At 60.7% G+C, this 22,359-nt stretch carries 24 protein-coding genes; 7 read left to right on the forward strand and 17 right to left on the reverse strand.

The features are described from left to right. Positions 1 to 209: 209 nt before the first annotated feature. The 5 genes from P1U55_RS11885 (at position 210) to rplA (ending at position 3,644) form a co-directional block, all read left to right on the forward strand. Positions 210 to 1,169: a phosphatase PAP2 family protein gene (locus tag P1U55_RS11885; protein WP_301047818.1), complete on the forward strand. Its 960-nt coding sequence runs from the start codon at positions 210 to 212 to the stop codon at positions 1,167 to 1,169. A 121-nt stretch (positions 1,170 to 1,290) separates the two neighbouring features. After that, entirely contained in the window at positions 1,291 to 1,500 is a 210-nt protein-coding gene (secE, locus tag P1U55_RS11890; protein WP_301047851.1) for a preprotein translocase subunit SecE, read from the forward strand. 226 nt (positions 1,501 to 1,726) lie between these two features. Continuing rightward, on the forward strand, positions 1,727 to 2,260 hold the full coding sequence (gene nusG / locus P1U55_RS11895; RefSeq protein ID WP_301047819.1) for a transcription termination/antitermination protein NusG: 534 nt from the start codon (positions 1,727 to 1,729) through the stop codon (positions 2,258 to 2,260). Positions 2,261 to 2,518: 258 nt separating this feature from the next. Next, complete coding sequence (gene rplK / locus P1U55_RS11900) at positions 2,519 to 2,944, forward strand: 50S ribosomal protein L11 (protein ID WP_301047820.1); 426 nt, start codon at positions 2,519 to 2,521, stop codon at positions 2,942 to 2,944. A gap of 1 nt (position 2,945) precedes the next feature. Continuing rightward, positions 2,946 to 3,644 (forward strand): 50S ribosomal protein L1, encoded by a 699-nt coding sequence (gene rplA, locus P1U55_RS11905; protein ID WP_301047821.1) that lies wholly within the window; start codon positions 2,946 to 2,948, stop codon positions 3,642 to 3,644. A gap of 394 nt (positions 3,645 to 4,038) precedes the next feature. Here rplA and P1U55_RS11910 read toward each other — a convergent pair whose 3' ends face one another. The 7 genes from P1U55_RS11910 to dapD form a co-directional block, all read right to left on the reverse strand. After that, a complete protein-coding gene (locus P1U55_RS11910) occupies positions 4,039 to 4,323 on the reverse strand; it encodes a hypothetical protein (RefSeq protein WP_301047822.1) in 285 nt (94 codons plus the stop codon). A 73-nt stretch (positions 4,324 to 4,396) separates the two neighbouring features. Beyond that, positions 4,397 to 4,885, reverse strand: coding sequence for a hypothetical protein (locus P1U55_RS11915; protein WP_301047823.1), 489 nt, complete (start codon positions 4,883 to 4,885; stop codon positions 4,397 to 4,399). Positions 4,886 to 4,962: 77 nt separating this feature from the next. Next, positions 4,963 to 5,397 carry a hypothetical protein gene (locus tag P1U55_RS11920; RefSeq protein ID WP_301047825.1) on the reverse strand — a complete coding sequence of 145 codons (435 nt, stop codon included), beginning with the start codon at positions 5,395 to 5,397 and terminating at the stop codon, positions 4,963 to 4,965. A gap of 84 nt (positions 5,398 to 5,481) precedes the next feature. Continuing rightward, on the reverse strand, positions 5,482 to 6,492 hold the full coding sequence (locus tag P1U55_RS11925; protein WP_301047827.1) for a TIGR00341 family protein: 1,011 nt from the start codon (positions 6,490 to 6,492) through the stop codon (positions 5,482 to 5,484). Then, positions 6,485 to 6,847 (reverse strand): hypothetical protein, encoded by a 363-nt coding sequence (locus tag P1U55_RS11930; RefSeq protein ID WP_301047828.1) that lies wholly within the window; start codon positions 6,845 to 6,847, stop codon positions 6,485 to 6,487. The genes P1U55_RS11925 and P1U55_RS11930 overlap by 8 nt, the downstream gene beginning before the upstream one ends. Positions 6,848 to 6,979: 132 nt before the next feature. Further along, positions 6,980 to 7,222: a GlsB/YeaQ/YmgE family stress response membrane protein gene (locus P1U55_RS11935; protein WP_301047830.1), complete on the reverse strand. Its 243-nt coding sequence runs from the start codon at positions 7,220 to 7,222 to the stop codon at positions 6,980 to 6,982. A 170-nt stretch (positions 7,223 to 7,392) separates the two neighbouring features. Further along, a complete protein-coding gene (gene dapD, locus P1U55_RS11940) occupies positions 7,393 to 8,220 on the reverse strand; it encodes a 2,3,4,5-tetrahydropyridine-2,6-dicarboxylate N-succinyltransferase (RefSeq protein WP_301047831.1) in 828 nt (275 codons plus the stop codon). A gap of 157 nt (positions 8,221 to 8,377) precedes the next feature. On the opposite strand from dapD, the gene P1U55_RS11945 reads away from it, so the two are divergent. Beyond that, positions 8,378 to 9,217 (forward strand): TIGR00730 family Rossman fold protein, encoded by an 840-nt coding sequence (locus tag P1U55_RS11945; RefSeq protein WP_301047832.1) that lies wholly within the window; start codon positions 8,378 to 8,380, stop codon positions 9,215 to 9,217. A 47-nt stretch (positions 9,218 to 9,264) separates the two neighbouring features. Then, positions 9,265 to 10,461, forward strand: a complete 1,197-nt coding sequence (locus P1U55_RS11950; protein ID WP_301047834.1) for an NAD(P)/FAD-dependent oxidoreductase — start codon at positions 9,265 to 9,267, stop codon at positions 10,459 to 10,461. A 105-nt stretch (positions 10,462 to 10,566) separates the two neighbouring features. Here P1U55_RS11950 and ccoS read toward each other — a convergent pair whose 3' ends face one another. From ccoS to P1U55_RS12000, 10 genes are all read right to left on the reverse strand, one after another. Next, a complete protein-coding gene (gene ccoS, locus P1U55_RS11955; protein WP_301047835.1) occupies positions 10,567 to 10,725 on the reverse strand; it encodes a cbb3-type cytochrome oxidase assembly protein CcoS in 159 nt (52 codons plus the stop codon). Continuing rightward, positions 10,725 to 12,932 carry a heavy metal translocating P-type ATPase gene (locus P1U55_RS11960; RefSeq protein ID WP_301047836.1) on the reverse strand — a complete coding sequence of 736 codons (2,208 nt, stop codon included), beginning with the start codon at positions 12,930 to 12,932 and terminating at the stop codon, positions 10,725 to 10,727. Before P1U55_RS11960 ends, ccoS begins: the two co-directional genes overlap by 1 nt. A 5-nt stretch (positions 12,933 to 12,937) precedes the next feature. Further along, on the reverse strand, positions 12,938 to 13,393 hold the full coding sequence (locus tag P1U55_RS11965; RefSeq protein WP_301047837.1) for a FixH family protein: 456 nt from the start codon (positions 13,391 to 13,393) through the stop codon (positions 12,938 to 12,940). Between the two features lie 3 nt (positions 13,394 to 13,396). Next, on the reverse strand, positions 13,397 to 14,854 hold the full coding sequence (gene ccoG / locus P1U55_RS11970; protein ID WP_301047839.1) for a cytochrome c oxidase accessory protein CcoG: 1,458 nt from the start codon (positions 14,852 to 14,854) through the stop codon (positions 13,397 to 13,399). A gap of 783 nt (positions 14,855 to 15,637) precedes the next feature. Further along, positions 15,638 to 17,656 (reverse strand): M3 family metallopeptidase, encoded by a 2,019-nt coding sequence (locus P1U55_RS11975; protein WP_301047840.1) that lies wholly within the window; start codon positions 17,654 to 17,656, stop codon positions 15,638 to 15,640. A gap of 83 nt (positions 17,657 to 17,739) precedes the next feature. Beyond that, a complete protein-coding gene (locus tag P1U55_RS11980) occupies positions 17,740 to 18,882 on the reverse strand; it encodes a HesA/MoeB/ThiF family protein (RefSeq protein ID WP_301047841.1) in 1,143 nt (380 codons plus the stop codon). Then, a complete protein-coding gene (gene dut, locus P1U55_RS11985; RefSeq protein WP_301047842.1) occupies positions 18,882 to 19,349 on the reverse strand; it encodes a dUTP diphosphatase in 468 nt (155 codons plus the stop codon). Before dut ends, P1U55_RS11980 begins: the two co-directional genes overlap by 1 nt. Then, positions 19,346 to 20,542 carry a bifunctional phosphopantothenoylcysteine decarboxylase/phosphopantothenate--cysteine ligase CoaBC gene (gene coaBC, locus P1U55_RS11990; protein ID WP_301047852.1) on the reverse strand — a complete coding sequence of 399 codons (1,197 nt, stop codon included), beginning with the start codon at positions 20,540 to 20,542 and terminating at the stop codon, positions 19,346 to 19,348. Before coaBC ends, dut begins: the two co-directional genes overlap by 4 nt. Before the next feature lie 63 nt (positions 20,543 to 20,605). Then, positions 20,606 to 21,427 (reverse strand): ChaN family lipoprotein, encoded by an 822-nt coding sequence (locus tag P1U55_RS11995; protein WP_301047843.1) that lies wholly within the window; start codon positions 21,425 to 21,427, stop codon positions 20,606 to 20,608. Then, on the reverse strand, positions 21,424 to 22,302 hold the full coding sequence (locus tag P1U55_RS12000) for an RNA polymerase factor sigma-32 (RefSeq protein WP_301047844.1): 879 nt from the start codon (positions 22,300 to 22,302) through the stop codon (positions 21,424 to 21,426). The genes P1U55_RS11995 and P1U55_RS12000 overlap by 4 nt, the downstream gene beginning before the upstream one ends. Between the last annotated feature and the right edge of the window lie 57 nt (positions 22,303 to 22,359).

The following is a 22,359-nucleotide window of genomic DNA, read 5'->3' on the forward strand; positions in this document are numbered from 1 at the left end:
GCCGGGGCTGCCTGCAAATTGCCAGAATTGAGCCCAGAAACCATCTGATTGCCTGTTTAGAACAGCGGGGAACGCCTGAGCTTAGCATTGGGTGGCTGGGGTTATTTAAGGGGTTAGGCGCGATGATCGGCAAGGCGGTTGCACATTTAAGAACAGGCGCGGACGAGCCTTTTGGCGGGCATGAGGTGCAGTGGTTCCTCCGGTTCGCGATGATATATCTCATCATTGCGACGGTCGTGGTTGGCGTGATGGTGCAAGACACCTCTGCCGTGGCGTCTCCGGCAGTGGGCGGTGGCAGCAAGTTCTTTTTCTTCATCCGCGATGTGCTGCTGGGTGTTTTCCCTGTTATCGTGGTGTTGTTTTTTGTGATTGGCTGGCAACGGATCAAGCTGCGTCGTGGCGCGCTGGTTCGGACGGTTTTTGCCTGCGTGATCATGCAGGCGGGTTTCACGATGATGAAGAGCGCCTTTCCGATGCTCATGCCGTTCTACGCTGATCCATTCTTTGCCAGCCTTGACCATGCCATTCACGGGGTTGATCCGTGGGTTTGGGCACATGGGCTGTTGGGCTTTGGCGAAGGGCAAAAGCTGTTTCTTGCCTATACAAAGATCTGGGGCGTTTGGGCGCTGCTTTTCCCGGTTATCCTTGTGCTGGTGGATTGCGACCGTGCCCGTGTGAAGCGCTTCTTGATCCTTTTCCTTGCCGCGTGGATTCTGCTGGGCAACGTGATGGCGCTTTCGGGCCTTTCGGTTGGCCCGGTGTTCTATGATCGCCTGATCGGCGGGGACCGCTTTGCGGATCTCACGGCGGTGCTGGCCGAGGGCGGCATTCAGCATACTGTGATCGGGATGACCCAAGACGCCCTGTGGCAGCTTTATTCGAATGGTGCCAATTCGATCGGCCCCGGCATCTCGGCCTTCCCGAGCGTGCATGTGGCGGTGGCCTCGGTGGCAGCGCTTTACCTTGCCGAGCGGAGCCGGTGGCTGGCGATTGTGGGCTTTGGTTACCTTGCAGTGGTGATGTTCCTGTCGGTTTACACCGGCTATCACTACGCGGTTGATGGCTATGCCTCGCTGGCGGTGATTGGCGGGCTTTGGGCGGCCTTGAAGTGGCACGCGGCCCGCAGCCGCGCTGACAGTGGCGAAATCAACGCCGTGCCCGCCGAGTGACTCAAGGCACAATTATCGCAGAAATATCGGCAGCGGGGCGGTGAGCGGGGCGCGGAGCCTTGAATTCGCCCCGCATAGCCCGTAAATGGCCTCGAACCAGACCCAGAGCAAAGAGCACACCATGGCCCGCGCCAATCCGCTACAATTCATCCAGCAGGTCCGCACTGAAGTGTCGAAGGTCGTTTGGCCGACACGGCGTGAAGTTGTGCTGACCACGGTGATGGTGTTCATCCTTGCGGTGGTCACGGCGCTGTTTTTCACATTGGTGAATATCGGCATTCAGGGCGGCCTTCGATTGGTGTTTGACTTTGTGGCCGATTTCTTCGGCTAGGCTCTGCGCGGCGGGCTGCGGTGGCCCTTTCAGCCGCGTGATGCCATGAAGGATGCCGGGTTTCCCAACCCTACGGCTTGAATTCTCGAACGGAGCGGTTTATCCCGCCCACACTTCCCCAAGAAATGCAGGCGTGCTTCGAATCAGAGGGCACGCCGCTTTTATATCGGGGCAGTGGGTAAACAACGTCCCCGAAGCGCCGGGGCCAGAGACAAGCAGGTTTGACATGGCGAAACGGTGGTATTCGGTCGCGGTTCTTTCGAACTTCGAAAAGAAAGTGGCCGAGCAGATCCGGACCGACGCAGAGGCCGCTGGCCTTGAGGAGGAAATCGAGGAAGTTCTGGTGCCGACCGAAGAGGTCATCGAAGTGCGCCGGGGCAAGAAGGTTACCGCCGAGCGGCGCTTCATGCCGGGCTATGTGCTGGTGCGCATGGAAATGAGCGACGCGGGCTATCACCTTGTCACCTCGATCAACCGGGTCACCGGCTTTTTGGGCCCTCAGGGGCGCCCGATGCCGATGCGTGACAGCGAAGTGGAGGCGATCCTGGGCCGCGTCGAAGAGGGCGAGGCCGCACCGCGCAGCCTGATCACCTTTGAGGTGGGCGAGAACGTGAACGTGACCGACGGTCCGTTCGAGGGCTTCTCGGGCAACGTGGAAGATGTCGACGACGAAGGCCAGCGCCTCAAGGTCACCGTTTCGATCTTTGGCCGTGCCACGCCGGTCGAGCTTGAGTTCACACAGGTGACCAAGCAAACCTAAGCTACTTCGCCGCGATTTGAGAGAAGCCGCCTGCGAACGGCGGCTTTTTTCGTTCTGGGAGAGGGGCGCGCCGGCAACGCGGCGCACATACCCTTTGACCTTTGCGCCAAATTTTCCTATGACGCGGCTTCTTTCGTTCCCTGCCTGCAAAGGCGGGGCGAATCGTGTGGAAGGTGAGATGCGCGCGCGTATCGAGCCAGACCACATCAACCACAGGCCGCGAGACGCGTTTCGCGGCTGTTGAAAAGGAGAAGGCCCATGGCCAAGAAACTCGTAGGTACCATGAAGCTTCAGGTGCCTGCCGGACAAGCAAACCCTTCGCCGCCGGTTGGCCCGGCGCTGGGCCAGCGCGGCATTAACATCATGGAATTCTGCAAGGCGTTCAACGCCAAGACTCAGGACATGGAGCCAGGTGCGCCCTGCCCGACCGTGATCAGCTACTATCAGGACAAATCCTTCACGATGGATATCAAGACGCCCCCTGCGTCTTACTACCTGAAGAAGGCTGCCAAGGTGAAATCCGGGGCCAACAACCCCAGCCGTGAGATCGTGGGTAGCGTGTCCCCCGCTCAGGTGCGCGAGATCGCCGAAGCGAAGATGAAAGACCTGAACGCGACCGACATCGAAGGTGCGATGCAGATCATCCTGGGCTCTGCCCGCTCTATGGGCATCGAGGTGAAGTAAGATGGCAAAGCTTGGAAAACGTACCCGCGCCGCCCGCGAAGCCTTTGATGGCAAGCAGAATGTGACCGTGGAAGAGGCTGTTGCTCTGGTAAAGGGCAATGCAACCGCCAAGTTCGACGAGACTGTCGAAATTGCGATGAACCTCGGTGTCGATCCGCGCCACGCTGACCAGATGGTCCGTGGCAAGGTGGCCCTGCCTAACGGCACAGGCAAAGAGGTCCGCGTGGCCGTATTTGCCCGTGGAGACAAGGCTGATGAGGCCAAGGCTGCTGGCGCCGATATCGTGGGTGCCGAAGACCTGATGGAAACGGTTCAGAGCGGCAAGATCGACTTTGATCGCTGCATCGCCACCCCGGACATGATGCCTATCGTTGGCCGCCTTGGTAAGGTGCTTGGCCCGCGTAACCTGATGCCCAACCCCAAGGTTGGCACGGTAACGATGGACGTTAAGGAAGCCGTTGAAGCCGCCAAGGGCGGTGAGGTTCAGTTCAAGGCCGAGAAAGCTGGCGTGGTTCACGCCGGGATCGGCAAGGCCTCCTTCGACGAAGGCAAGCTGGTTGAGAACGTGCGCGCCTTTGTGGACGCTGTTTCGAAAGCCAAGCCTGCTGGCGCCAAGGGCACCTATATGACGAAGATCGCGATCTCGTCGACAATGGGCCCCGGTGTGACCATCGAGGTGGACAACGCGCTGGGCAACTAAGCCCGAAGCGTTTGAAATTGCGAAAGGGCGTGCCTTAGGGCGCGCCCTTTTTATTTGAGCTGCAGAGAGAATGGAAACGCCGCCAGGGTAACATCCACCTTTGCTAAAAAGTAGCACATTGCAGTGAAGCGGCTCTGCCCAACGTTTGCGGTGCTTTGAAATGCGAAGCGCCTAGCCAGATATAATCAGGCCGGGGTTGGCCCGAACATCCTGGTTGGTCTCAAAGATCGGCTGGAAATATCCGTTGCCATAATCCGCTTGCGCGATCGCCGTCAGCGTATCATCGGGCCCTACTGTGTAACGCCGCCAGCCCACGTAGCCAGCAGTATGCGCGGGCCATAAAGCACCGGGAGCTTCACCGAAGGATATTTCGTGCCCATCTCATAAGCCGACGTCAGAAACAGCCGATTGAGATCGACGGCGTCGCTCGCGGGGATCTCGCCCCCTGAAACTGCTTCAGCATCAGCCCGCCCACGTGGATGAAGCCGGTGGATTGATCATGCCGCTCCGAAACGCGGATCGAAAGAGGGCCGTCAAAGGTCGAGGCACGTCCGGCGATCAAAAACTGCGTCGCCGACAAGGCCAAAAGGTTGAGGCTGCTGGATATCGAGTATCTGGTCCTTGGCTGGGCTTTCCTCAGATGCAGCCATAATGCGAATCGCAGTTCCGGCTGAAACAACACCCGTCTCCGCGCAAGAAAAAAGGGCGCCCACCCGGAGCGCCCTTCACTATCTGCTTTGCTATAGTGTTGATCAGTTGCCGCTCAACCTGCTCGCAAGCGATTTGTTCGTCGTGGCCCTCTTGTTTCCAGACCCGGTGCGAGCAGTTGCCGTCGCGGTGGATTCCTTACGCCCCGTCACCGTGTTGACACCCTTGTTGCGGGCGGCTTCACGCTCTCGCTGGTGCTTCAAGCGGGCAAAATCGGCGGCATGGGCATCCTTGGGCTGATAACCAAACCACATGCGAATGCGGGTCCACAGGTTCGGCGGTTCGCGGCGGATGGTGATCGTCTTGTCACCGCCCACACGGCTGCCCGTTTTGGTCGATTTGATAAGCACCTGGCCGGAGTTGGAATAATCCTTCGGGGCCTCGTAATCGCGCTCGGCGTATTCCCCTTTGGTCGCGCCCGTGAAGGCGGACAAAGCGCCGCTCACCGTGCTGATGGCGGCGTATTGCATAAATGCCAGCCCGCCCATCACCACCAGCGTAACGGCGATAAGTATGATTCTGATCTTGCCCATTTTTGCCTGCCTCTCTCCTAGACCGGGGGATGCCCGGCATGGTCTGCTTGCCTATTCTACTGCATCCAAGCGGCACCTCACTCGCCGACCCGAAGCACCTTTCTTTCAGCGGTTGGCGCCACATAAACTTCGCGCGCCGCACTGCTATGTTCGCTCGTCACGCCGCGTGCATGGCTGTTACCGATACTGTCGTTGTGCAGCACCCTTTGTCCCATGTATCCCGGCTGTTGCACGCTGGGACGCGCCGCGATGGTCTTTCCGCCGGCTATTGGAGCCTGCGAGGCTTGTGGCAGCCGTCCAGTCACCGGGCCGGTATCAACGGGCGGCAGTTCGGTTGACTGCATCAGCGCAAGTTTTTCCTGCGCCTCCAGCACGTATTCCGCCACCGTGCCGGGGCTTGTAATCACCAGATACAGCGTCGCCGCCGCGACCAAGGTCAGCGCCACAAGCATCCCGCGCATGAGCCAATTGATCGCTGTAAGCGCCTTTTTCATCCGGTCAAAACTCCACATGCCTTTGACGCAACCTGCCATTGAAAGCGGGGCGCAAATGCGGCGTCGATAGGGGGATTTTGCGATTATCAGGGCGATTCGGCCTTAAAGGGCCGGAATATACCCATGGCCAGCGGCCCAAAGCGCCGCCGCAAGAAGCAGCACCAGTGCGGCAGAAGCCCCAATCGACACCCGCACGCTTGTCAGGTGGTTGGAGCTTTCCCAGCGGCGCGGGCGCACGCCCTTGGCGATGAAAACCACCTGCGCGGCAAGGTTGATCGCCACCACATTGGTGACAACCGTGGTAAGCGCCTTGAGCGCACCGCCAATATTGCCTGCACCAAGCAGCAGGCCAAATGCGGCGAGCGGCGGCAATAGCGCGGCGGCCACCATCACGCCCACCAGCCCCGAGGTGCGCCCACCGGCCACCATCAGGGCTGCGGCGGCTCCACCCGCCAAGGGCAGCGCCACGGTGCGCAGTGAGAGCGTGCCGTTGAAGTCCATCATCGTTCCGTCGGGCTCTGCGGCGGGCAGGAAATATCCCAGCACCGCCCCGGCGGCCACGGCCACCAAAAGCCCCGCGCCCAAGGCCCTGAGCGCAATGGTCAGCAGATCAAAGTTGCCGATCGCTGTGCCAAAGGCAAAGGCTAGGATCGGCCCCAAAAGCGGCGCAATCACCATCGCGCCAATCACCACCGGAACCTGCCCGCTGGAAAGGCCAATCGCCGCCACAATCGTGGCCAGCGCCGTCATGATCAGGTAATCCCAGGTCAGCGCGGTGCCTTGGCGCACATCGGAGTAAATTTCTTCACGCGCGTTCGAGGTTTCGCGCCTTGCCCGGCGCTCTTCTTCCTCTTCGTCATCAAGCTCCGGCAGCGAGGCTTCGGTTGGCAGCGAGTAAAGCCGCCAGTTGTCTCGCCCCTCCAGCGCGTCTGAAACGGCGTCCATCACCTCCTGCGCATCCGAGGGGTGCAGCGCGACATACACCATCTGCCGCCCGCCGTCCTCATCTTTGGGCAGCCGCCACCAATGGGCGGGGGGCAGCTCGCTGAGGCAGTCAACAACGGTATCAATGTCGTCGCTGTCCGCAATGATCTGCAACAGGCGATCAGACATCGGAGCCCGGTGCCTCGGTGGCCTCATCGCCGTAAAAAGGCGTCATCTGGGCCACGATCACCGCGTTTTCCTCGGCGGCACGCGCCATGAGCTCACGTTCTTCCGCTTCAATCTGCTGGCCTGTGGCCTCGCGGTCTGCGGCTGTGCCATAGCCGGTTACATCCAGCGGCGCGAGATCGGCCTGCTTCAACACGGCTACTGTTTCGCGCACGGCCTCGGCCTCATCCACGCCCGAGGCATAGCACATCAGCGCCGCCCCGGTCGCACCATCGGGCAGGCCATCACCGGGCTTGCGCCCAAGCTGCACCACAAGGGTAAACACCTGATGCGGTTTCTTTGGCTTGTCACCGGCCATTGCCTGCACTCCCGTCGTGTATCCTGAGAGGACTTGGTGTGCCCGGCCCGCCACAAAGTCAAGCCGCCCCCGGCACCCTGCCGCAGCATACGCTGCGCCTAAGGCACTGGTAGGCGGCTGTGGATCATTCAGTTAGCTGAGACGACGATAGCCAAAGATCAGCAGGCTCGCACCGACAATGCCAACGATCAGCTGCGGAATCCAAGCATCAGCGGCATAAATGCCAACGAGGCTGAGGATCAGGTTCAGCACCACGGCACCGATGATGCCTAGGATGATGTTCACAAAGATGCCCGTATCGGCCTTCATGATCATGCTGGCAATCCAGCCTGCAAGTCCGCCAACGATGATAGATGCGATAATTCCTAGGCCCATGGGTCCATCCTTTTCGGTAAACGTTCTGTTACCGGGATAACCGCCGGGCGGCGAAATGGTTCCGCGCACAGGTGAACATGGCCCTTCGCTCTGGAAAAACTGCCCCTACTTGGTCATACGAACGAACGTCAAAGCCGCCCGTAGGGTGGGCGCCAGCCCACCCCACAAAATCAATCGCGCAGCAGCTCGTTGATGCCGGTCTTGGAGCGGGTGCGCTCGTCGACCCTTTTCACGATGACGGCGCAGTAAAGATTGATCCCGTTCTTGCTGGGCATAGAGCCAGCCACCACCACCGAATAGGGCGGCACCTCGCCATACATCACCTCGCCGGTCTCCCGGTCCACGATCTTGGTGCTCTGGCCAATGAAAACGCCCATCCCCAGCACCGAACCTTCCCGCACGATGCAGCCTTCCACCACCTCGGAACGCGCCCCGATGAAGCAGTTGTCCTCAATGATCGTCGGCCCGGCCTGCATTGGCTCCAGCACGCCGCCAATGCCCACGCCGCCGCTCAGGTGCACGCCCTTGCCGATCTGTGCGCAGGAGCCAACGGTCGCCCATGTGTCAACCATTGTGCCCTCGTCAACATAGGCGCCCAGGTTCACGAAAGAGGGCATAAGCACCACGCCGGGGGCGATATAGGCGCTCTTGCGCACCACGCAGTTGGGCACTGCACGAAAGCCCGCAGCACGCCACTGGTTGTCACCCCAGCCTTTGAACTTGCTGTCGACCTTGTCCCACCAGCCGCCGCCTTGCGGGCCGTTGTCGTGGATCTCCATGTCCTTGATGCGAAAGCCCAGCAGCACCGCCTTCTTGGCCCACTGGTTCACATGCCACGAGCCGTCATCCTGCTTTTCCGCTACCCGCAGCTTGCCGCTGTCCAGCGCGTTCAGCGTGTCTTCAATGGCTTCACGGGTTTCGCCACCGGTGCTCGGGGTAATCTCGTCCCGTCCCTCCCATGCGGCTTCAATGGCGGATTCAAGCTGTGCGTTCGACATGGGAGTCCCTCCAGAATTTGATTGCTGCTCTCATAACGGCGGGCGGGGCAGGGGGCAATCACCCACCGTGCGCCCACGCTTGCCTGCGCGGCCTCCCCCTCTTCCCTCTGCCGCGCCGCCGCGATAGCTTTGCCGCGAACAGGAGAACCTAAATCAGATGCACGACCAGCGCCCCTTTCGCGATGCCCACGAGGACATCAAAACCGCCCATGACGTCCCCGACACACCTCAAACCCGCGCCCCCGCCTACCGGCTGGCCTTTGCGGATGATGAATTTCTTTGCCGTGACGAGCTGCGCCCGGTGCGCTTGCAGCTTGAGCTGCTGAAGCCCGAAATGGTGATGGAGGAGCATGGCGTTCGCTCCACCGTGGTGCTCTTTGGCGGTGCGCGCATCCCGGAGCCTGCAAAGCGCGATACCGCCCGCACCGAAACGCTGGCCAACCTGTCGTCGTTTTATGATGAAGCCCGCAGCTTTGCCCGGCTCATGACCGAGCGGTCGCAGGCGTCCGGCGGCACCGAGAATGTCGTCGTCACCGGCGGCGGCCCCGGCGTGATGGAGGCAGGCAATCGCGGGGCCTGTGATGCCGGTGGCCAGTCCATTGGCCTCAATATCGTTCTGCCCCACGAGCAGGCTCCTAATGAATACGTTACCCCGGATTTGTGCTTTAACTTCCACTACTTCGCCATCCGCAAGATGCACTTCCTGATGCGCGCCAACGCGGTGGCCGTCTTCCCCGGCGGCTTTGGCACGCTGGATGAAATGTTTGAAAGCCTCACCCTCATTCAAACCGGTCGGATGAAGCGCGTGCCCTTCCTGCTCTTCGGTCGCGACTTCTGGAAAAAGATCATCAACTGGGAGGCGCTCTCCGACGCGGGCACCATCTCTGCCGAAGACCTCGACCTCTTCAAAATGGTCGACACCGCCGAGGAGGCCATGTCTGCGATTGATGCCTGGGAAGGTGCGGGCTACACGCGGGGCGAGATACCGGGGCGCTAAGGCCCCACCGCCTTTCCCCCACCGCCAACACGGCCTAAAACCCGCCAATGACTTACGATTGCATCATCCTCGGCGCAGGCGGCGCGGGCCTGCTCTGCGCCGCCACGGCCTCTCAACGCGGCGTCAAAACCCTCGTGCTGGATCATGCCGATACGGCGGGCAAAAAGATCCTGATCTCCGGCGGTGGGCGGTGCAATTTCACCAACATGCACACTGGCCCCGAAAACTACCTGTCCAGCAATCCGCATTTCGCCAAATCCGCTCTCTCGCGCTACACCCAGTGGGATTTCATCGCGCTGGTTGAACGCCACAAGATCGCCTGGCACGAAAAGACCCTTGGCCAGCTCTTTTGTGATGAGTCCGCCCGCCAGATCACCGCCATGCTGCTGGAGGAATGTGCGAAAGGCGGTGCCGAAATCCGCCTGTCCACCACGCTTGGCGAGATCACCCATGATGGCACCCACTTCCATGTGGCCGGGGCCTCTGCGCCCAGCCTCGTTATCGCCACCGGCGGGCCGTCGATCCCCAAGATGGGGGCCACCGGCGTAGCCTATGACATTGCTCGCCAGTTCGGCCTGCCAATCATCCAGCCGCGCCCGGCGCTGGTGCCGCTCACCCTCCACCCACATGAACTGATGCCGCTGCCCGGCACCGCCTGTCCGGTTACGGCGCGGGCGGGTGGGGCTTCCTTTGACGAGGCCGCGCTCTTTACCCACAAGGGCCTCTCTGGCCCCGCGATCCTGCAAATTTCTTCTTATTGGTCGCCGGGCGAGCCGATCTCGCTCACCGTGCTGCCCAACGCCCTCAGCCACCTCAAGGCCGCCCGTAAGGCCACCCCTCGCGCCCACCTCAAAGCAGCCCTAGCCCAGCGCCTCCCCGCCCGCCTGGCCGAGGCGCTGGCCGCCCGGATCAACCTGCAAACAGAGCTTGGCAACCTGTCCGACGCCGCCCTTGCTGACGCCGCTGAAAGCCTTGAGGCGCTCACCTTCCACCCCAATGGCACAGAGGGCATGGCCAAGGCCGAAGTCACCGCAGGCGGCATCTCCACCGAGGCGCTCTCCTCAAAAACCATGCAAGCCCACGCCGTGCCCGGACTCTACGCTATCGGCGAAGCGGTCGACGTTACCGGCTGGCTTGGTGGCTTCAATTTTCAGTGGGCCTGGTCTTCGGCGGTGGCGGCGGGCGAGGCGATTGCCACCCAGCTTAAACCCCACGCTCCATCAGCTTCCGGCGGAAGACGCTAAGCTCCATGCCCGAAAATCAAAGCCGCCGGGGGTTTTCGCTTAAGCCGTTTGGAACGCGTCGCAAAGCGTGGCGGACTCGGGAATTTTCCGGAGAAGCCCAATTGCTCAGGGTTTGGGCCTATCGTCCCACTCGTCTGAGAGGATGCGCTTGCTGTCGCCCTCCGGGTCATCGAATTGCTGGCTTTTCACGGCCCAGTAAAACGCACCCAGCCCGAGGCCGCCGAGGACCAGCGAGACCGGGATCAGGTAGGTCAGAACATCCATCAGCGTAGCCTCATTGCGTTCAGCGAAACTGTAATCGAGGAGGCGCTCATGGCCAAGGCCGCGACCAATGGGGTGGCAAAGCCGCCGATCGCCAAGGGCACTGCGATCACGTTGTAAAGCGTGGCAATGCGGAAGTTTTGCTTGATCCGACGCACCGCCTTGCGGGCCACTGTAACGGCCTCGGCGACCGGGGCGATGCTGTCACCCAAAAGCACAATATCAGAGGCCACCCGCGCCGCATCCAGTGCGGTTGCGGGGCTTAGGGAGGCGTGCGCACCGGCCAGTGCCGCTGTGTCGTTCAACCCGTCCCCCACCATCAACACCTTTGCGCCGCTGTTGGTGAGGCTGGCAACGCGCGCGGCCTTATCTTCCGGCAAGACGCCCGCAGAATATTTGTCGATCCCCAGCGATTTGGCAAAGCGCCCAACTGCGGCGCGGCTATCGCCCGAAAGAAGCTCCACCTCAAGGCCCGCTGCGCGCAAGCCATCCAATGCTTCCCGCGCACCGGGGCGCAAACTGTCGGTGAAAGTGAAAGCAATGGGCGGTTCGCCCTGAACCGATAGCCAGGTCGAGGTTTCCTCCAGCGGCTCGGCACCCACCCATTCGGCCCGGCCAAGCCGCACAAGCTTGCCATCAACCCGTGCCTCAGTGCCTCGGCCTGGCACCTCGGTCACGGCCGTGATCGGCATTGGCAGCAGCCCTTCGGCGCGCAGCGCTTCTGTCAGAGCCTGCGACAGCGGGTGCGCCGAGCTGATTGCAAGCGACAAGGCCAACCGCCGCGCCTTTTCTGGCACGTCAGCCAGATTGGTCGGCTCAGGGGCACCCATGGTGAGCGTGCCGGTCTTGTCGAAGATGACATGCGTCACCTCTGCCAAACGCTCTAGGGCGGTGCCGGATTTGATCAGCATTCCTTTGCGAAACAGCCGCCCCGAGGCGGCCGTCACCACGGCAGGCACGGCAAGGCCAAGTGCGCAGGGGCAGGTAATGATAAGCACGGCAGCGGCAATATTGATCGCCAGCCGCGCATCGTAGGTGTAAAGATACCAGCCCACCCCGGCCAGGAGCGACAGGATATGCACGCCGGGTGCATAAAGCCCCGCCGCACGGTCAGCCAGCGACGTATATTTGTTCTTTGCGCTCTCCGCGATGGCCACCAGATCAGCCATCCGGTGCAGGGAACTTTCCTCACCGGCAGCTGTCACGCGCAGCGTGAGCGGGCCAGTCAGGTTTATCTCACCTGCCATGATGGGCTGTCCCGGGGCCGCGACCACCGGTCGCGTTTCCCCGGTTAGCATCGAGCGATCCAATTCTGAGTCACCGCTTTCGATCACCCCGTCGACCGGTGAGCGCCCGCCGGGTCGCAAGAGGACCAGTTCGCCCGCCGCCAATTCACCAACGCGAACCTGTTCTTCGGCCCCGTCAGGCCCGATACGGACCGCGCGGGGCACTTCCAGCGCAGCGAGTTCTTCGGCGGCAGACCGGGCGATGGCGCGAGTGCGATAATCAAGGTAACGGCCAGCCAATAGGAAAAAGGTAAGCGAGAGGGCCGCGTCGAAATAGGCATGCTCCCCTGAGTGCGCGGTTTCGTAGAGCGAGGTGCCGAGGGCGAGCAGGATCGCAAGGCTGATCGGCACATCCATATTGAGCCGCCGAGCCGCCAGGGCCGTGGCAGCGTGGCGAAAAAACGGCTGTGCCGCAAATGCTACGGCTGGCACGGCGATGATTGCGCTGATCCAGTGAAACAGATCCCGGGTGGCGCCCTCAGCGCCAGACCAGTTGGCAACCGACAAGAGCATCACGTTCATCGAGGCAAAACCCGCAACCGCAAGGCGCATCAGCAGGTCACGGCCCGCGCGGTCAGCGCTTGTGGCGGTCAATAAACCCGGATCAAGCTCATGCGCCTTAAAACCGGCCTTGGTGAGCGCATCGACCAGCGCCTCAGCTTCAAGGCCATGCTCGGCCTCTACTGTCGCGCGCTTCAACGTCAGGTTAACGCGGGCAGAGGCAACGCCGGGATAGGCTTCGAGAATGCGCTCAACTCCGGTAATACAGGCGGCGCAGTGTATCTCGGGCAGGGAGAGCATGAGCTTTGTCTGCGCAAGCCCATTCGCTTTTTCCAGATCACCAGCCGATGGCATGGCAACGCAGGCCGGGCAGGCGGCAAGGCCGCCACGCTCCGGTATCCGCTGTTGTGCGCCGTCGGCCATGGGGGTTAGCCCCGCACTGTCAAGATCAAACGCTGGATGAAATCGGTGCCATCAGCCGCCTTGGCCTGCACCCGTATCTCCCAACGGCCGGGGCCAAGCTCCATCGGCGAGGAAAAGCCCTCGGCCCCCAGCGCAAACTCTGGCTCGCGGTCATGCTGGCGCTCCGTGGTGCGGCCCACCATGGCGGTGAACTCCTCCACTTTGGCCAGTTTGCCGGTTTCGGCTTCGGTCACGGCCACGGTCAGCACGCCGTTTTCATAGCGTGGTTCTGCCACCCAGCCGAGAGCCACTTGTTCGGCCTTGCGCTCATTGAACTCCTGGCTGGCGATATAGCTGTTTTTCACCTCCAGACCGGGGAAGGTGCTGACGGCTTTGTAGGCCATCACCAAATTCACCCCGATGATCACCGCAAAGGCACCTGCGGTGAAGATAAAAACCTGGCGTCCTGTGATCTCACCCATCGCTCACGATCCCTTGCCGTTAAATGTGGTGTCTTTGTACACGCGATTTCCAGATGCTAAATCCTCGACCCAGAAGCGGAAATTGGTCAGATCTCCCTCTGCGGCGTCAGACCCTTTGGGAGCATAGACATAGACTCCTTGCAACATCGTATCATCGGCAGGCACAATGACCGACCCATAGGGCGTGCCCTCAATGGAAATCCTGAGGTCCGGATCACCAGTCACCCCGATCGAATACCGCCGGTCCTCGCCATGTTTGTTACGCAGCCGCAGATCATAAGAGTTACGGATCGTCCCGTCAGACATGGTCACATACACAGGGTTGCGAACTGGCGCGACAGTCACGCTCAGATCGGATCGGACGAAAAGCGCAACCAAAAGCCCGATCCCGACCAGTGACCACAGTGTTGTGTAAAGAATCGTGCGAGGCCGGAAGATGTGATGCTTCCATACCGAGCGGGGTTTGTTACCGCTGGTCTCATAATCCTCGTCGCTGATTGCCAGATAGGCCACCAACCCACGGTCACGGCCCAGCTTATCCATCACCTCGTCACAGGCGTCGATGCAAAGGCCGCAGGTGATACACTCCATCTGCTGGCCGTTTCGGATATCAATCCCCATCGGGCACACGTTGACGCAAGCAAAGCAGTCCACGCAATCACCAGCTGTCGCATCGCGGGCCTTGCCACGCGGCTCACCCCGCCAGTCGCGATAGCCAATGGTCAGCGTGTTCTCGTCCATCATCGCGCCTTGAATACGCGGCCATGGGCACATGTAAATGCACACCTGTTCCCGCATGAAGCCACCAAATACAAAGGTCGTGAGCGTCAGCACAGCGATGGTCGAATAAGCAACAGGATGCGCGGAGAAGGTCAGTAGATCACGCAGAAGCGTGGGCGCGTCGGTGAAGTAAAACACCCAGGCACCACCTGTCGCCAGGGCGATCAAGAGCCACACCAGCCATTTGGTCGCCGTCAATCGCGCCTTTCGGAAATCCATTTTCTTTTGGCGATGCAGACGCAAACGCGCGTTGCGATCTCCCTCAATCCAGCGTTCGACGAGAATAAACAGGTCGGTCCAAACGGTTTGCGGGCAGGCATAGCCGCACCAGACGCGCCCCAAGGCCGAGGTGAACAGAAAAAGCCCCAGGCCGGCCATGATGAGCAGGCCGGCAATGAAATAAAACTCATGCGGCCAGATCTCGATCCAGAAGAAAAAGAAGCGCCGGTTTGCCAGGTCTACAAGCACTGCCTGATCGGGCAGGTTCGGCCCGCGATCCCACCTGATCCAGGGCAACACATAATAGATGCCAAGCGTGAGGATCATGATGATCCACTTCAGATTGCGAAAATTCCCTTTCGCCCGACGCGGGAAGATAGGCTCACGCGCAGCATAAAGGCTTTCAGGTTCGTTTGGCTCGGTAGTGCTCACGTTTGCATCCTTTGCGCCCACATCGCTCATGGTGAATGTCACGCTGGCGTGGCGGCGGCTTTGACTTGCATCAACAATGTTGCATGGGAGTTAAAGAAATAGCGCCCTCGAAGACAGGTGACCCTTTACCGCAGCGCAGTTTTCGATCGCCAAACGCACTTAGCCCCGACCCTTCCAAGGAAACGCGCGAACAGGAAGGAGGGCCGGGGCCTATCCGGGTGCGTGCCCGGAAGCGCGAAGCCTTGGCGGAAGGGAGGTTGCCTTGGCTTGCTATACACCATTTATACCCCGAGCACGTCGATGCAGCCTTGATCTAGGTCAACAAATGCGGAAGCTCGGCGATTTTATGCAGATTATCGAATATTATCTTCGGGCGAACCTATATTCGATAAATTCGTGGCGCAGATGCATGGGGCACCGGAGCCGCGCCGTTCTTCGTTGCGATCGCACTTGCCATTGCTGGATTGATCGAATTTCCCTCTATCGTGTTGTATCGGCCCGGTAAACTCTTGGCGCCTTGGTCGGAATTACTTAGCGTCAATATCACGGGTGTGGAGAACTTTTGTTGCACCACCATGGCTGAGCTTACGCAGGGGACCGTCTATTCACCCAAAGGCTCATGCGACGTGGGCAAGCCTCGCAAACTTCGCAAAGAAAAACTGCATGGATTCGCTCATTTTCCTTGCTTTCAACGCGTTTTCACGCGCCCGTGCCAGATGTGATGCCGCCACCCTGAAGTGAGGGCGCCGGGGCGATCTTGCCCCGGCGCCCTTTTCAATGGTTCTTTAGGCTGTGGATAACTCCGTGGATAGCTCAGGCGACTCGGTCCAACCCACGCCCCTTCAAAAGAGCCTCCACACCGGGCAACCGACCACGGTAAGCGGTATAAAGCGCCTCAGGATCCTCACTCCCACCGGTTGAAAGGATATTGTCTTCAAGGCGCTTCGCGGTGGTTTCATCAAAGGCACTGCCAGCTTCTTCGAATGCTGCAAAGGCATCGGCGTCCATCACTTCCGACCACATGTAAGAGTAGTATGCCGAGGCATAGCCGCCCGAGAAAACATGTGCAAAATGCGGGGTCGCGTGGCGCATCCTGATCGCGCGCGGCATGCCAATTTCTTCCAGCACCTCCGCTTGCTTTTGCATCGGGTCAGCGGGCGGCGGACCTGCGTGAAACTCAAGGTCGACCAGCGCCGAGCCGATGTATTCGCAGGTTTGATACGCCATGTTGTAGGTGGTTGCGGCAAGCACACGGTCACGCAGGTCGGCTGGCATCGGTTCGCCCGTTTCCGCGTGGGTGGCAAACTGGTCCAGCACGTCAGGGACTTCCAGCCAATGCTCGTAAAGTTGCGAGGGCAGTTCCACAAAATCGCGTGGCACAGACGTCCCCGAAATCGAGCCATAGGTCACATCAGAGAGCATCTGGTGCAGCGCATGTCCGAACTCGTGGAATAGCGTGCGCGCGTCATCGTAGCTCAGCAGCGCGGGCTGGCCCTCTGGTGGCTTGGCAAAGTTACACACGTTGACAACATGCGGCGTGGTCACACCTCCAAGCGTTTTCTGTGCACGCAGCGCCGAGCACCAAGCGCCCGAGCGTTTCCCGGATCGTGCGAAATAGTCGCCGATAAAAACAGCGTAGTGCTCGCCGTTTCTCGTCACATCCCAAGCGCGGGCATCGGGGTGGTGGAGATCCACATCAAGCGGTTTGAACTCCAGCCCGAAAAGGCGATTTGCACAGGAGAATACGGCTTCGATCATCCGGTCGAGCTGGAAGTAGTTTTTCAACTCCGCCTCATCTAGCGCATGCTCTTCCTTGCGGCGCGCTTCGGCATAGAAGTGCCAGTCCCATGGCTCCAAAGGCCCGTCAAACCCGTCTGCATGCAGCCGCTTTTCCAGTGCCTTTGCATCTATCTCGGCCTGCTCCCGCGCCGGTGACCACACCGCCTGCAACAGGTCCCTCACCTTGCCTGGTGCTTTTGCCATCTCGGTTTCAAGGCGGTAGTCGGCAAAGCTCTCATAGCCGAGCAGCGCGGCCCGTTCGGCCCGCAGGCTGAGCATTTCGGCGGCGAGGGTGCGGTTGTCGGTTTTGCCCCCGTTTGCGCCGCGCGATGTCCAGGCCTCATAGGCTTTCTTGCGCAACGCACGGTTGGGGCTGAACTGCAGGAAAGGCACGATCAATGAGCGTGACAGGGTGACGATCGGCGCATCACTTCCCTTTTCCTCAGCGGCAGATTTCATCGCGTTGATCAAAAACGCAGGCAAGCCGGCCGTATCGGTGACGGGCATAAACCAGTCGCGCTCATCAGCCAGAAGGTTCAGGCCAAAAGCGGTGCTCTTTTCCGACAGGGCAGAGTTGATTTCGCGCAGCCGTGCGCGGCCCTCTTCATCAAGCGCCGCCCCGGCGCGACGGAAGGATCGGTGATGCAGGTAGAGCACCCGCAGTTGCTCATCGGTAAGGTCGTGCTCGTCACGCTGCTCCCAAAGCACGTCGATTCGCGCAAACAGCGCTTCGTTGAGCGCGATATCGGTCCCAAGCGTTGAAAGCCGGGGGGAAAAGGCGCGCTGAAGTGCTTCGCGCTCCGGGGTTGATGAAACAGCGGCAAGCAGGAAGAACGGGCCAAGCACCTCATTGAGCGCTTCGTCCGAAAGCTCCAGCGGTTCGATCGTATTGGCGAAGGTGGGGGCATCCGGGTTGCGGGTGATCTCCTCAATCGCGGCGCGTGTCTCCGCCTCGGCGGCGTCCAGCGCGGGGGCAAAATGCGCGTCTTCGATTGCTGCAAAATCAGGCAGTTCAAAGGGCATGTCGCCGGGGGTCAAAAGCGGGTTGGTCATGTGAAGGTCTCCTTTGAACGGCAACCTAGTGCGGTGGTGGGAAAAGGCGAAGGGGCAGGGTGCGCATTGGCGCCGGGTGGCCGCTAGCCTGCCGTCTCGCCGCAAACTGGGCAGCCTTCGCGGCGTTGCAAACCAATGCGCCGGGTCTCCCCCCAAAGCGCATCATAAATCAGCATCCCGCCGCGCAAGGAAGCCCCCGCGCCGGTGATCAGCTTCACCGTTTCGGCAGCCATCATCGCGCCCACAACCCCGGGCAACGGCCCCATCACCCCTGCTTCAGAGCAAGAGGGGGCAAGCCCCGGTGCGGGCGGCTCTGGGAAGATACAGCGATAGCAGGGCGCTCCATTGGCGGGATCAAACACGCTGATCTGCCCCTCCCACTGCGAAAGCGCCCCAGAAACCAGCGGAATTTTTGCAGCCACGGCCAGCGCATTAGCAAGGTATCGGGTTTCAAAATTGTCGGTGCCATCAAGGATCACATCCGCGTCGGCCACCAGAACCGGGCCATTCTCTTCGGAGAGTCGGCCAACCACCGCGCGTGCCTCGACATGAGGGTTCAGCGCTTGCATGGCCGCTATGGCACTTTCAGCCTTGTGTCGCCCCTCATCCGCCGTCCGGTGGATCACCTGGCGCTGTAGATTGGAAACATCGACCGTATCGTCATCCACAACCGTGATCCGCCCCACGCCAGCAGCGGCAAGATAAAGCAACGCGGGTGATCCAAGGCCCCCCGCACCAATCACCACCACATGCGCGGCTTTCAGCGCCTTCTGCCCCGGCCCGCCGATTTCACGCAGCACGATATGGCGCGCATAGCGGTTCAGCTCATCAGGCCCAAGCTTGTTAGCGGCGGGGGCGGGTTTATCCGGCTCTGCTACTGTGGGGGCGGGCGGCGATGCGAGGGCTGCCGACACCGGGCCCAGTTTGGCTTGAGGGCGCTGCGCCCGCTTTTCATGCGCTTCCTCGGCATGAACCGCCTCTCGGCGCAAGAACTTCACAAAATACCCGTAGCCAATCCCGATGCTGCCAAGCAGGAGCACGAGATACCAAAACCGTGGGTCCTGCCCCGTAACCTGGCGCACCACATGCCCGTCTGGCAAAAAGTGGTTCACTGCAATCGCGGCGACGAGAACGGCGAGCATTGCAAGGTTCCGGATCGCCGGTTGAATCCGCAAAGCCGCGCCACCCCACCAGATCAGCGCCAGCAGCGCAAACACCAACAGCATCAGTCACGCCCCGTTGAGCCAAATCCACCCGTGCCACGGGCAGTTTGTGTAAGTGCTTCGGTGGCTGTGAAATCGGCTTGCACCACCGGCGCCACTACAAGCTGTGCAATCCGCTCGCCATGGATCACCGTGAAAGGATCAGCCCCGAGGTTGATCATCAACACCCCAAGCGGGCCACGATAGTCACTGTCGATGGTGCCTGGCGTGTTAACCAGCGTCACCCCGTGCTTCGCCGCAAGCCCAGAGCGTGGCCGCACCTGAATCTCGTAGCCTTGCGGAATCTCCACCCGAAGCCCCGTGGGCACAATGGACCGTTCACCGGGCAAAAGCACAAGCCCTTCCCTGCGCTTGGTCTCTGGAAGGTTTGCCCTCACATCGGCCCCGGCGGCCCCGGCGGTTTCGTATCGAGGCAGGTCGATAGCTGGATCAGAACCCGCATCTCGCGTGACCCGAATGAGCGGCGTCACGAAAGCGCCTCGGCTATTCTGGTGGCCAGCTTCTCGGCGACTTCGGTTTTTGACATTCGCGGCAAAGTCTCGGCGCCTTCCCCGGTGATCACTGTAACCGCATTTTCGCGGCCTCCCATGATGCCGGTTTCTGGCGATACATCGTTGGCCACGATCCAATCACAGCCCTTACGGGCGCGTTTGGCGGTGGCATGCGCCGTTACATCATTGGTTTCGGCCGCAAAGCCCACCACAAGGCCGGGGCGGTTTTCTGTGAGCTTTGACACCTCGGCCAGAATATCGGGGTTCTCGGCCAGTTCCAACGCCGGGATATGGCCAGAGCCGTCCTTCTTGATCTTCGAATCCGACGCGCTCACCACACGCCAGTCAGCCACCGCAGCAGCAAAAACCGCCGCATCAGAGGGCAGGGCGGCCAGCACGGCGGCGCGCATCTGATCGGCGGTTTCCACGGCGATCACCTCAGCGCCCTCAGGGGGCGGCACGCTGGCAGGGCCGGTCACAAACGTGACCCTTGCACCAAGCGCCATCAGCGCCCGCGCCAAAGCGGTGCCCTGCGTGCCCGACGAGCGATTGGCGATGTAGCGCACCGGGTCAATCGGCTCGTGGGTGGGGCCGGACGTCACGAGGACATGTTTGCCCTTCAGCGGCCCGTCTGCCAGCACCTCGGAAACAGCAGCAATTATCTCGGGCACTTCGGCCATGCGACCGGGGCCATATTCTCCACATGCCATTTCTCCCTCACCCGGACCAACGAAACGGATGCCATCCTCGCGAAGGCGCGCCACGTTGCGCTGGTTGGAGGGGTGGAGCCACATGCGCACATTCATGGAAGGGGCGCATAGCACCGGCTTATCGGTCGCCATCAACAGGGTAGAGGCCAGATCATTTGCCAAGCCGCCCGCCATCTTGGCCAGCAAATCCGAGGTCGCGGGCGCAACAACCACCAGATCAGCAGCGCGGCTCAACTCGATATGGCCCATCTCATGCTCAACGGTCAGATCAAAAAGATCGCGATAAACCTTCTCCGCCGCCAAAGCAGAGACCGAAAGCGGGGTGACAAACTCTTCTGCCGCCTTGGTCAGCACCGGCGTCACATGCGCACCTTGCTCTCTTAAACGCCGGATCAGATCGAGCGATTTGAAGGCCGCAATGCCGCCTGCAATGATCAGTAGTATCCGTTTGCCGTGCAACATTTCAGGCCCTCGCATTGGTGGCCTCAGTCCTACCCCCAAGGGATCACCGGCACAATGCACTGCTCATTTTTGAAATGCGGCACAAGGGTCTTCGCGCTCGGGCGCGGTCGACAGGGCTACGGCCTGGAAAGCGTCCGCGTGGTCTGGCGTTGCACCCTCATACTGACCGAGGCTTGCAACCGTGAGGTCTGGCGCTGCCGCGCGAAGCAGCGCCGGAACGCCCCAATCCTGCCGGGCGTGGCCGTTGCCGGTGATCAACACCACTGGCCCGCCGGTCGCCTCAAAGGCTGCGAGCACCTGTGCAGCAAGGGCCGCATCTCGCAGCCTTTGCGCTGACACGAAGCCGGGGAGGATATTTTCGGGGAGAGCGCCGCAATGGGCCTCCATCTGCTCCTCTTCCCGTCGCTCTTGCTGTTCCGGTGGCAGGGCTGCATCCAGCCCGAATTGTGGTGGGTCACCTGCTCCTGTCCAAAGCTCTTCAAACAGCTCTTTGGGCGGTTCCGAGAAAGCCCGGCGCACCACTTCTCGCCCAAGCATCCCTCCGTAGATCTCCCCCCCTTCGCTTGCCTCAAATACCGGCGCGTACATGCTGAAGTCAGGCCAGCCGTTTTGCGCCCAGCCCACCGCATCGGGATCGACCCGGCCCATCTTGTTGGCAATCTCAGCCTGTTCAGCCGTGAGCATCTCAAAAACAACTGCCCGCGGTTCGATTTTACCAATCAAATCGGCCTGCCGCAGGTGGTGGTCTGGATTGTCGTGCAACTCGCCCAAGATGAACACGTCGGCATCAATGCCAACAAAAACATCTGGCTCAAACTCTTGCGAGGCGGCAGGAAACGCAAAGAGGGCGGCAAGCGCCGCCCCCGCGATGGCAAATCGCTTCACGCAAGCAAGCCCATAACTTCTTCAGACTGGGTCTCAAGGCTTTTGCGCATTTTCTGGAAGGCCGCAGCTTCCAACTGGCGCACGCGCTCCTTGGAAAGGCCAAGCTCGTCGCCAAGGCTCTCAAGCGTTCGCTTTTCTTTCGACAACCGCCGCTCGCGGATGATGAACTGCTCCCGTTCGTTCAGCATGTCCATCGCTTCCGATAGCCATGTGCGAAGCTGCTCTTCATCATGCGCCACCTCAACCGTTTCAGCCGCCTGCGGGCCGTTGTCTTCCAGCGCGTCAATCCACTGACGGCCATCATCATCGGTGCTTTGTGTCACGTTCAACGAAAAGTCCGAACCTGAAAGGCGGCCTTCCATCATTTCTACATCGGCCAAAGGCACGCCAACCTCAGTAGCAATTTTCTGGCGCAACTGCTGGCCATCAAGCGAAGCGCCCTCGGCAGCCGCCTCCCGTTCAAGCTGGGCCTGAACCCGGCGCATGTTGAAGAACAGCGACTTCTGCGAAGAGGTCGACCCAGTCCGAACCATGGACCAGTTGCGCATCACGAACTCTTGTACCGAAGCTTTGATCCACCATATGGCGTAGGTCGAAAACCGCACGCCTCGATCCGGGTCAAACTTGTCGGCAGCTTTCATCAGGCCCAATGAGGCCTCTTGGATGAGGTCGTTCATCGGCGCGCCGTAGCGCTTATATTTCGCGGCCATCGAGATCGCGAGGCGCATGTAAGCCGAGATCAGGCGATGCAGGGCCTGCTCATCCCGTTCGTCTCGCCAAGCACGGGCGAGCATCTGTTCGGTTTCAGCGTCGAGCAACTCTGCCTTGCGAGCATGGCGCGACATGGTGGTATCAAATTGGCCGTCCAAAGGCATGTGGAGAGCTCCTTCTCGCGGAATGGGGCAAACGCCTTCGTCTTGCCCCGTCAGATA

The organism is Vannielia sp. (assembly GCF_029212645.1).
Lineage (GTDB): Bacteria > Pseudomonadota > Alphaproteobacteria > Rhodobacterales > Rhodobacteraceae > Vannielia.

Excerpts from the sequence above, each read along its gene's own strand:
- P1U55_RS11965 (WP_301047837.1), bottom strand. The coding sequence starts at position 13,393 with ATGGGTGAGATCACAGGACGCCAGGTTTTTATCTTCACCGCAGGTGCC.
- rplA (WP_301047821.1), top strand. The coding sequence starts at position 2,946 with ATGGCAAAGCTTGGAAAACGTACCCGCGCCGCCCGCGAAGCCTTTGAT.
- rplK (WP_301047820.1), top strand. The coding sequence starts at position 2,519 with ATGGCCAAGAAACTCGTAGGTACCATGAAGCTTCAGGTGCCTGCCGGA.
- P1U55_RS11915 (WP_301047823.1), bottom strand. The coding sequence starts at position 4,885 with ATGGGCAAGATCAGAATCATACTTATCGCCGTTACGCTGGTGGTGATG.
- P1U55_RS11920 (WP_301047825.1), bottom strand. The coding sequence starts at position 5,397 with ATGTGGAGTTTTGACCGGATGAAAAAGGCGCTTACAGCGATCAATTGG.
- P1U55_RS11960 (WP_301047836.1), bottom strand. The coding sequence starts at position 12,932 with ATGGCCGACGGCGCACAACAGCGGATACCGGAGCGTGGCGGCCTTGCC.
- ccoG (WP_301047839.1), bottom strand. The coding sequence starts at position 14,854 with ATGAGCGATGTGGGCGCAAAGGATGCAAACGTGAGCACTACCGAGCCA.
- P1U55_RS11950 (WP_301047834.1), top strand. The coding sequence starts at position 9,265 with ATGACTTACGATTGCATCATCCTCGGCGCAGGCGGCGCGGGCCTGCTC.
- dapD (WP_301047831.1), bottom strand. The coding sequence starts at position 8,220 with ATGTCGAACGCACAGCTTGAATCCGCCATTGAAGCCGCATGGGAGGGA.
- P1U55_RS11930 (WP_301047828.1), bottom strand. The coding sequence starts at position 6,847 with ATGGCCGGTGACAAGCCAAAGAAACCGCATCAGGTGTTTACCCTTGTG.
- P1U55_RS11945 (WP_301047832.1), top strand. The coding sequence starts at position 8,378 with ATGCACGACCAGCGCCCCTTTCGCGATGCCCACGAGGACATCAAAACC.
- coaBC (WP_301047852.1), bottom strand. The coding sequence starts at position 20,542 with ATGTTGCACGGCAAACGGATACTACTGATCATTGCAGGCGGCATTGCG.
- secE (WP_301047851.1), top strand. The coding sequence starts at position 1,291 with ATGGCCCGCGCCAATCCGCTACAATTCATCCAGCAGGTCCGCACTGAA.
- P1U55_RS11885 (WP_301047818.1), top strand. The coding sequence starts at position 210 with ATGATATATCTCATCATTGCGACGGTCGTGGTTGGCGTGATGGTGCAA.
- P1U55_RS11925 (WP_301047827.1), bottom strand. The coding sequence starts at position 6,492 with ATGTCTGATCGCCTGTTGCAGATCATTGCGGACAGCGACGACATTGAT.
- P1U55_RS11980 (WP_301047841.1), bottom strand. The coding sequence starts at position 18,882 with ATGCTGTTGGTGTTTGCGCTGCTGGCGCTGATCTGGTGGGGTGGCGCG.
- P1U55_RS11975 (WP_301047840.1), bottom strand. The coding sequence starts at position 17,656 with ATGACCAACCCGCTTTTGACCCCCGGCGACATGCCCTTTGAACTGCCT.
- P1U55_RS11935 (WP_301047830.1), bottom strand. The coding sequence starts at position 7,222 with ATGGGCCTAGGAATTATCGCATCTATCATCGTTGGCGGACTTGCAGGC.
- nusG (WP_301047819.1), top strand. The coding sequence starts at position 1,727 with ATGGCGAAACGGTGGTATTCGGTCGCGGTTCTTTCGAACTTCGAAAAG.
- P1U55_RS12000 (WP_301047844.1), bottom strand. The coding sequence starts at position 22,302 with ATGCCTTTGGACGGCCAATTTGATACCACCATGTCGCGCCATGCTCGC.
- ccoS (WP_301047835.1), bottom strand. The coding sequence starts at position 10,725 with ATGGATGTTCTGACCTACCTGATCCCGGTCTCGCTGGTCCTCGGCGGC.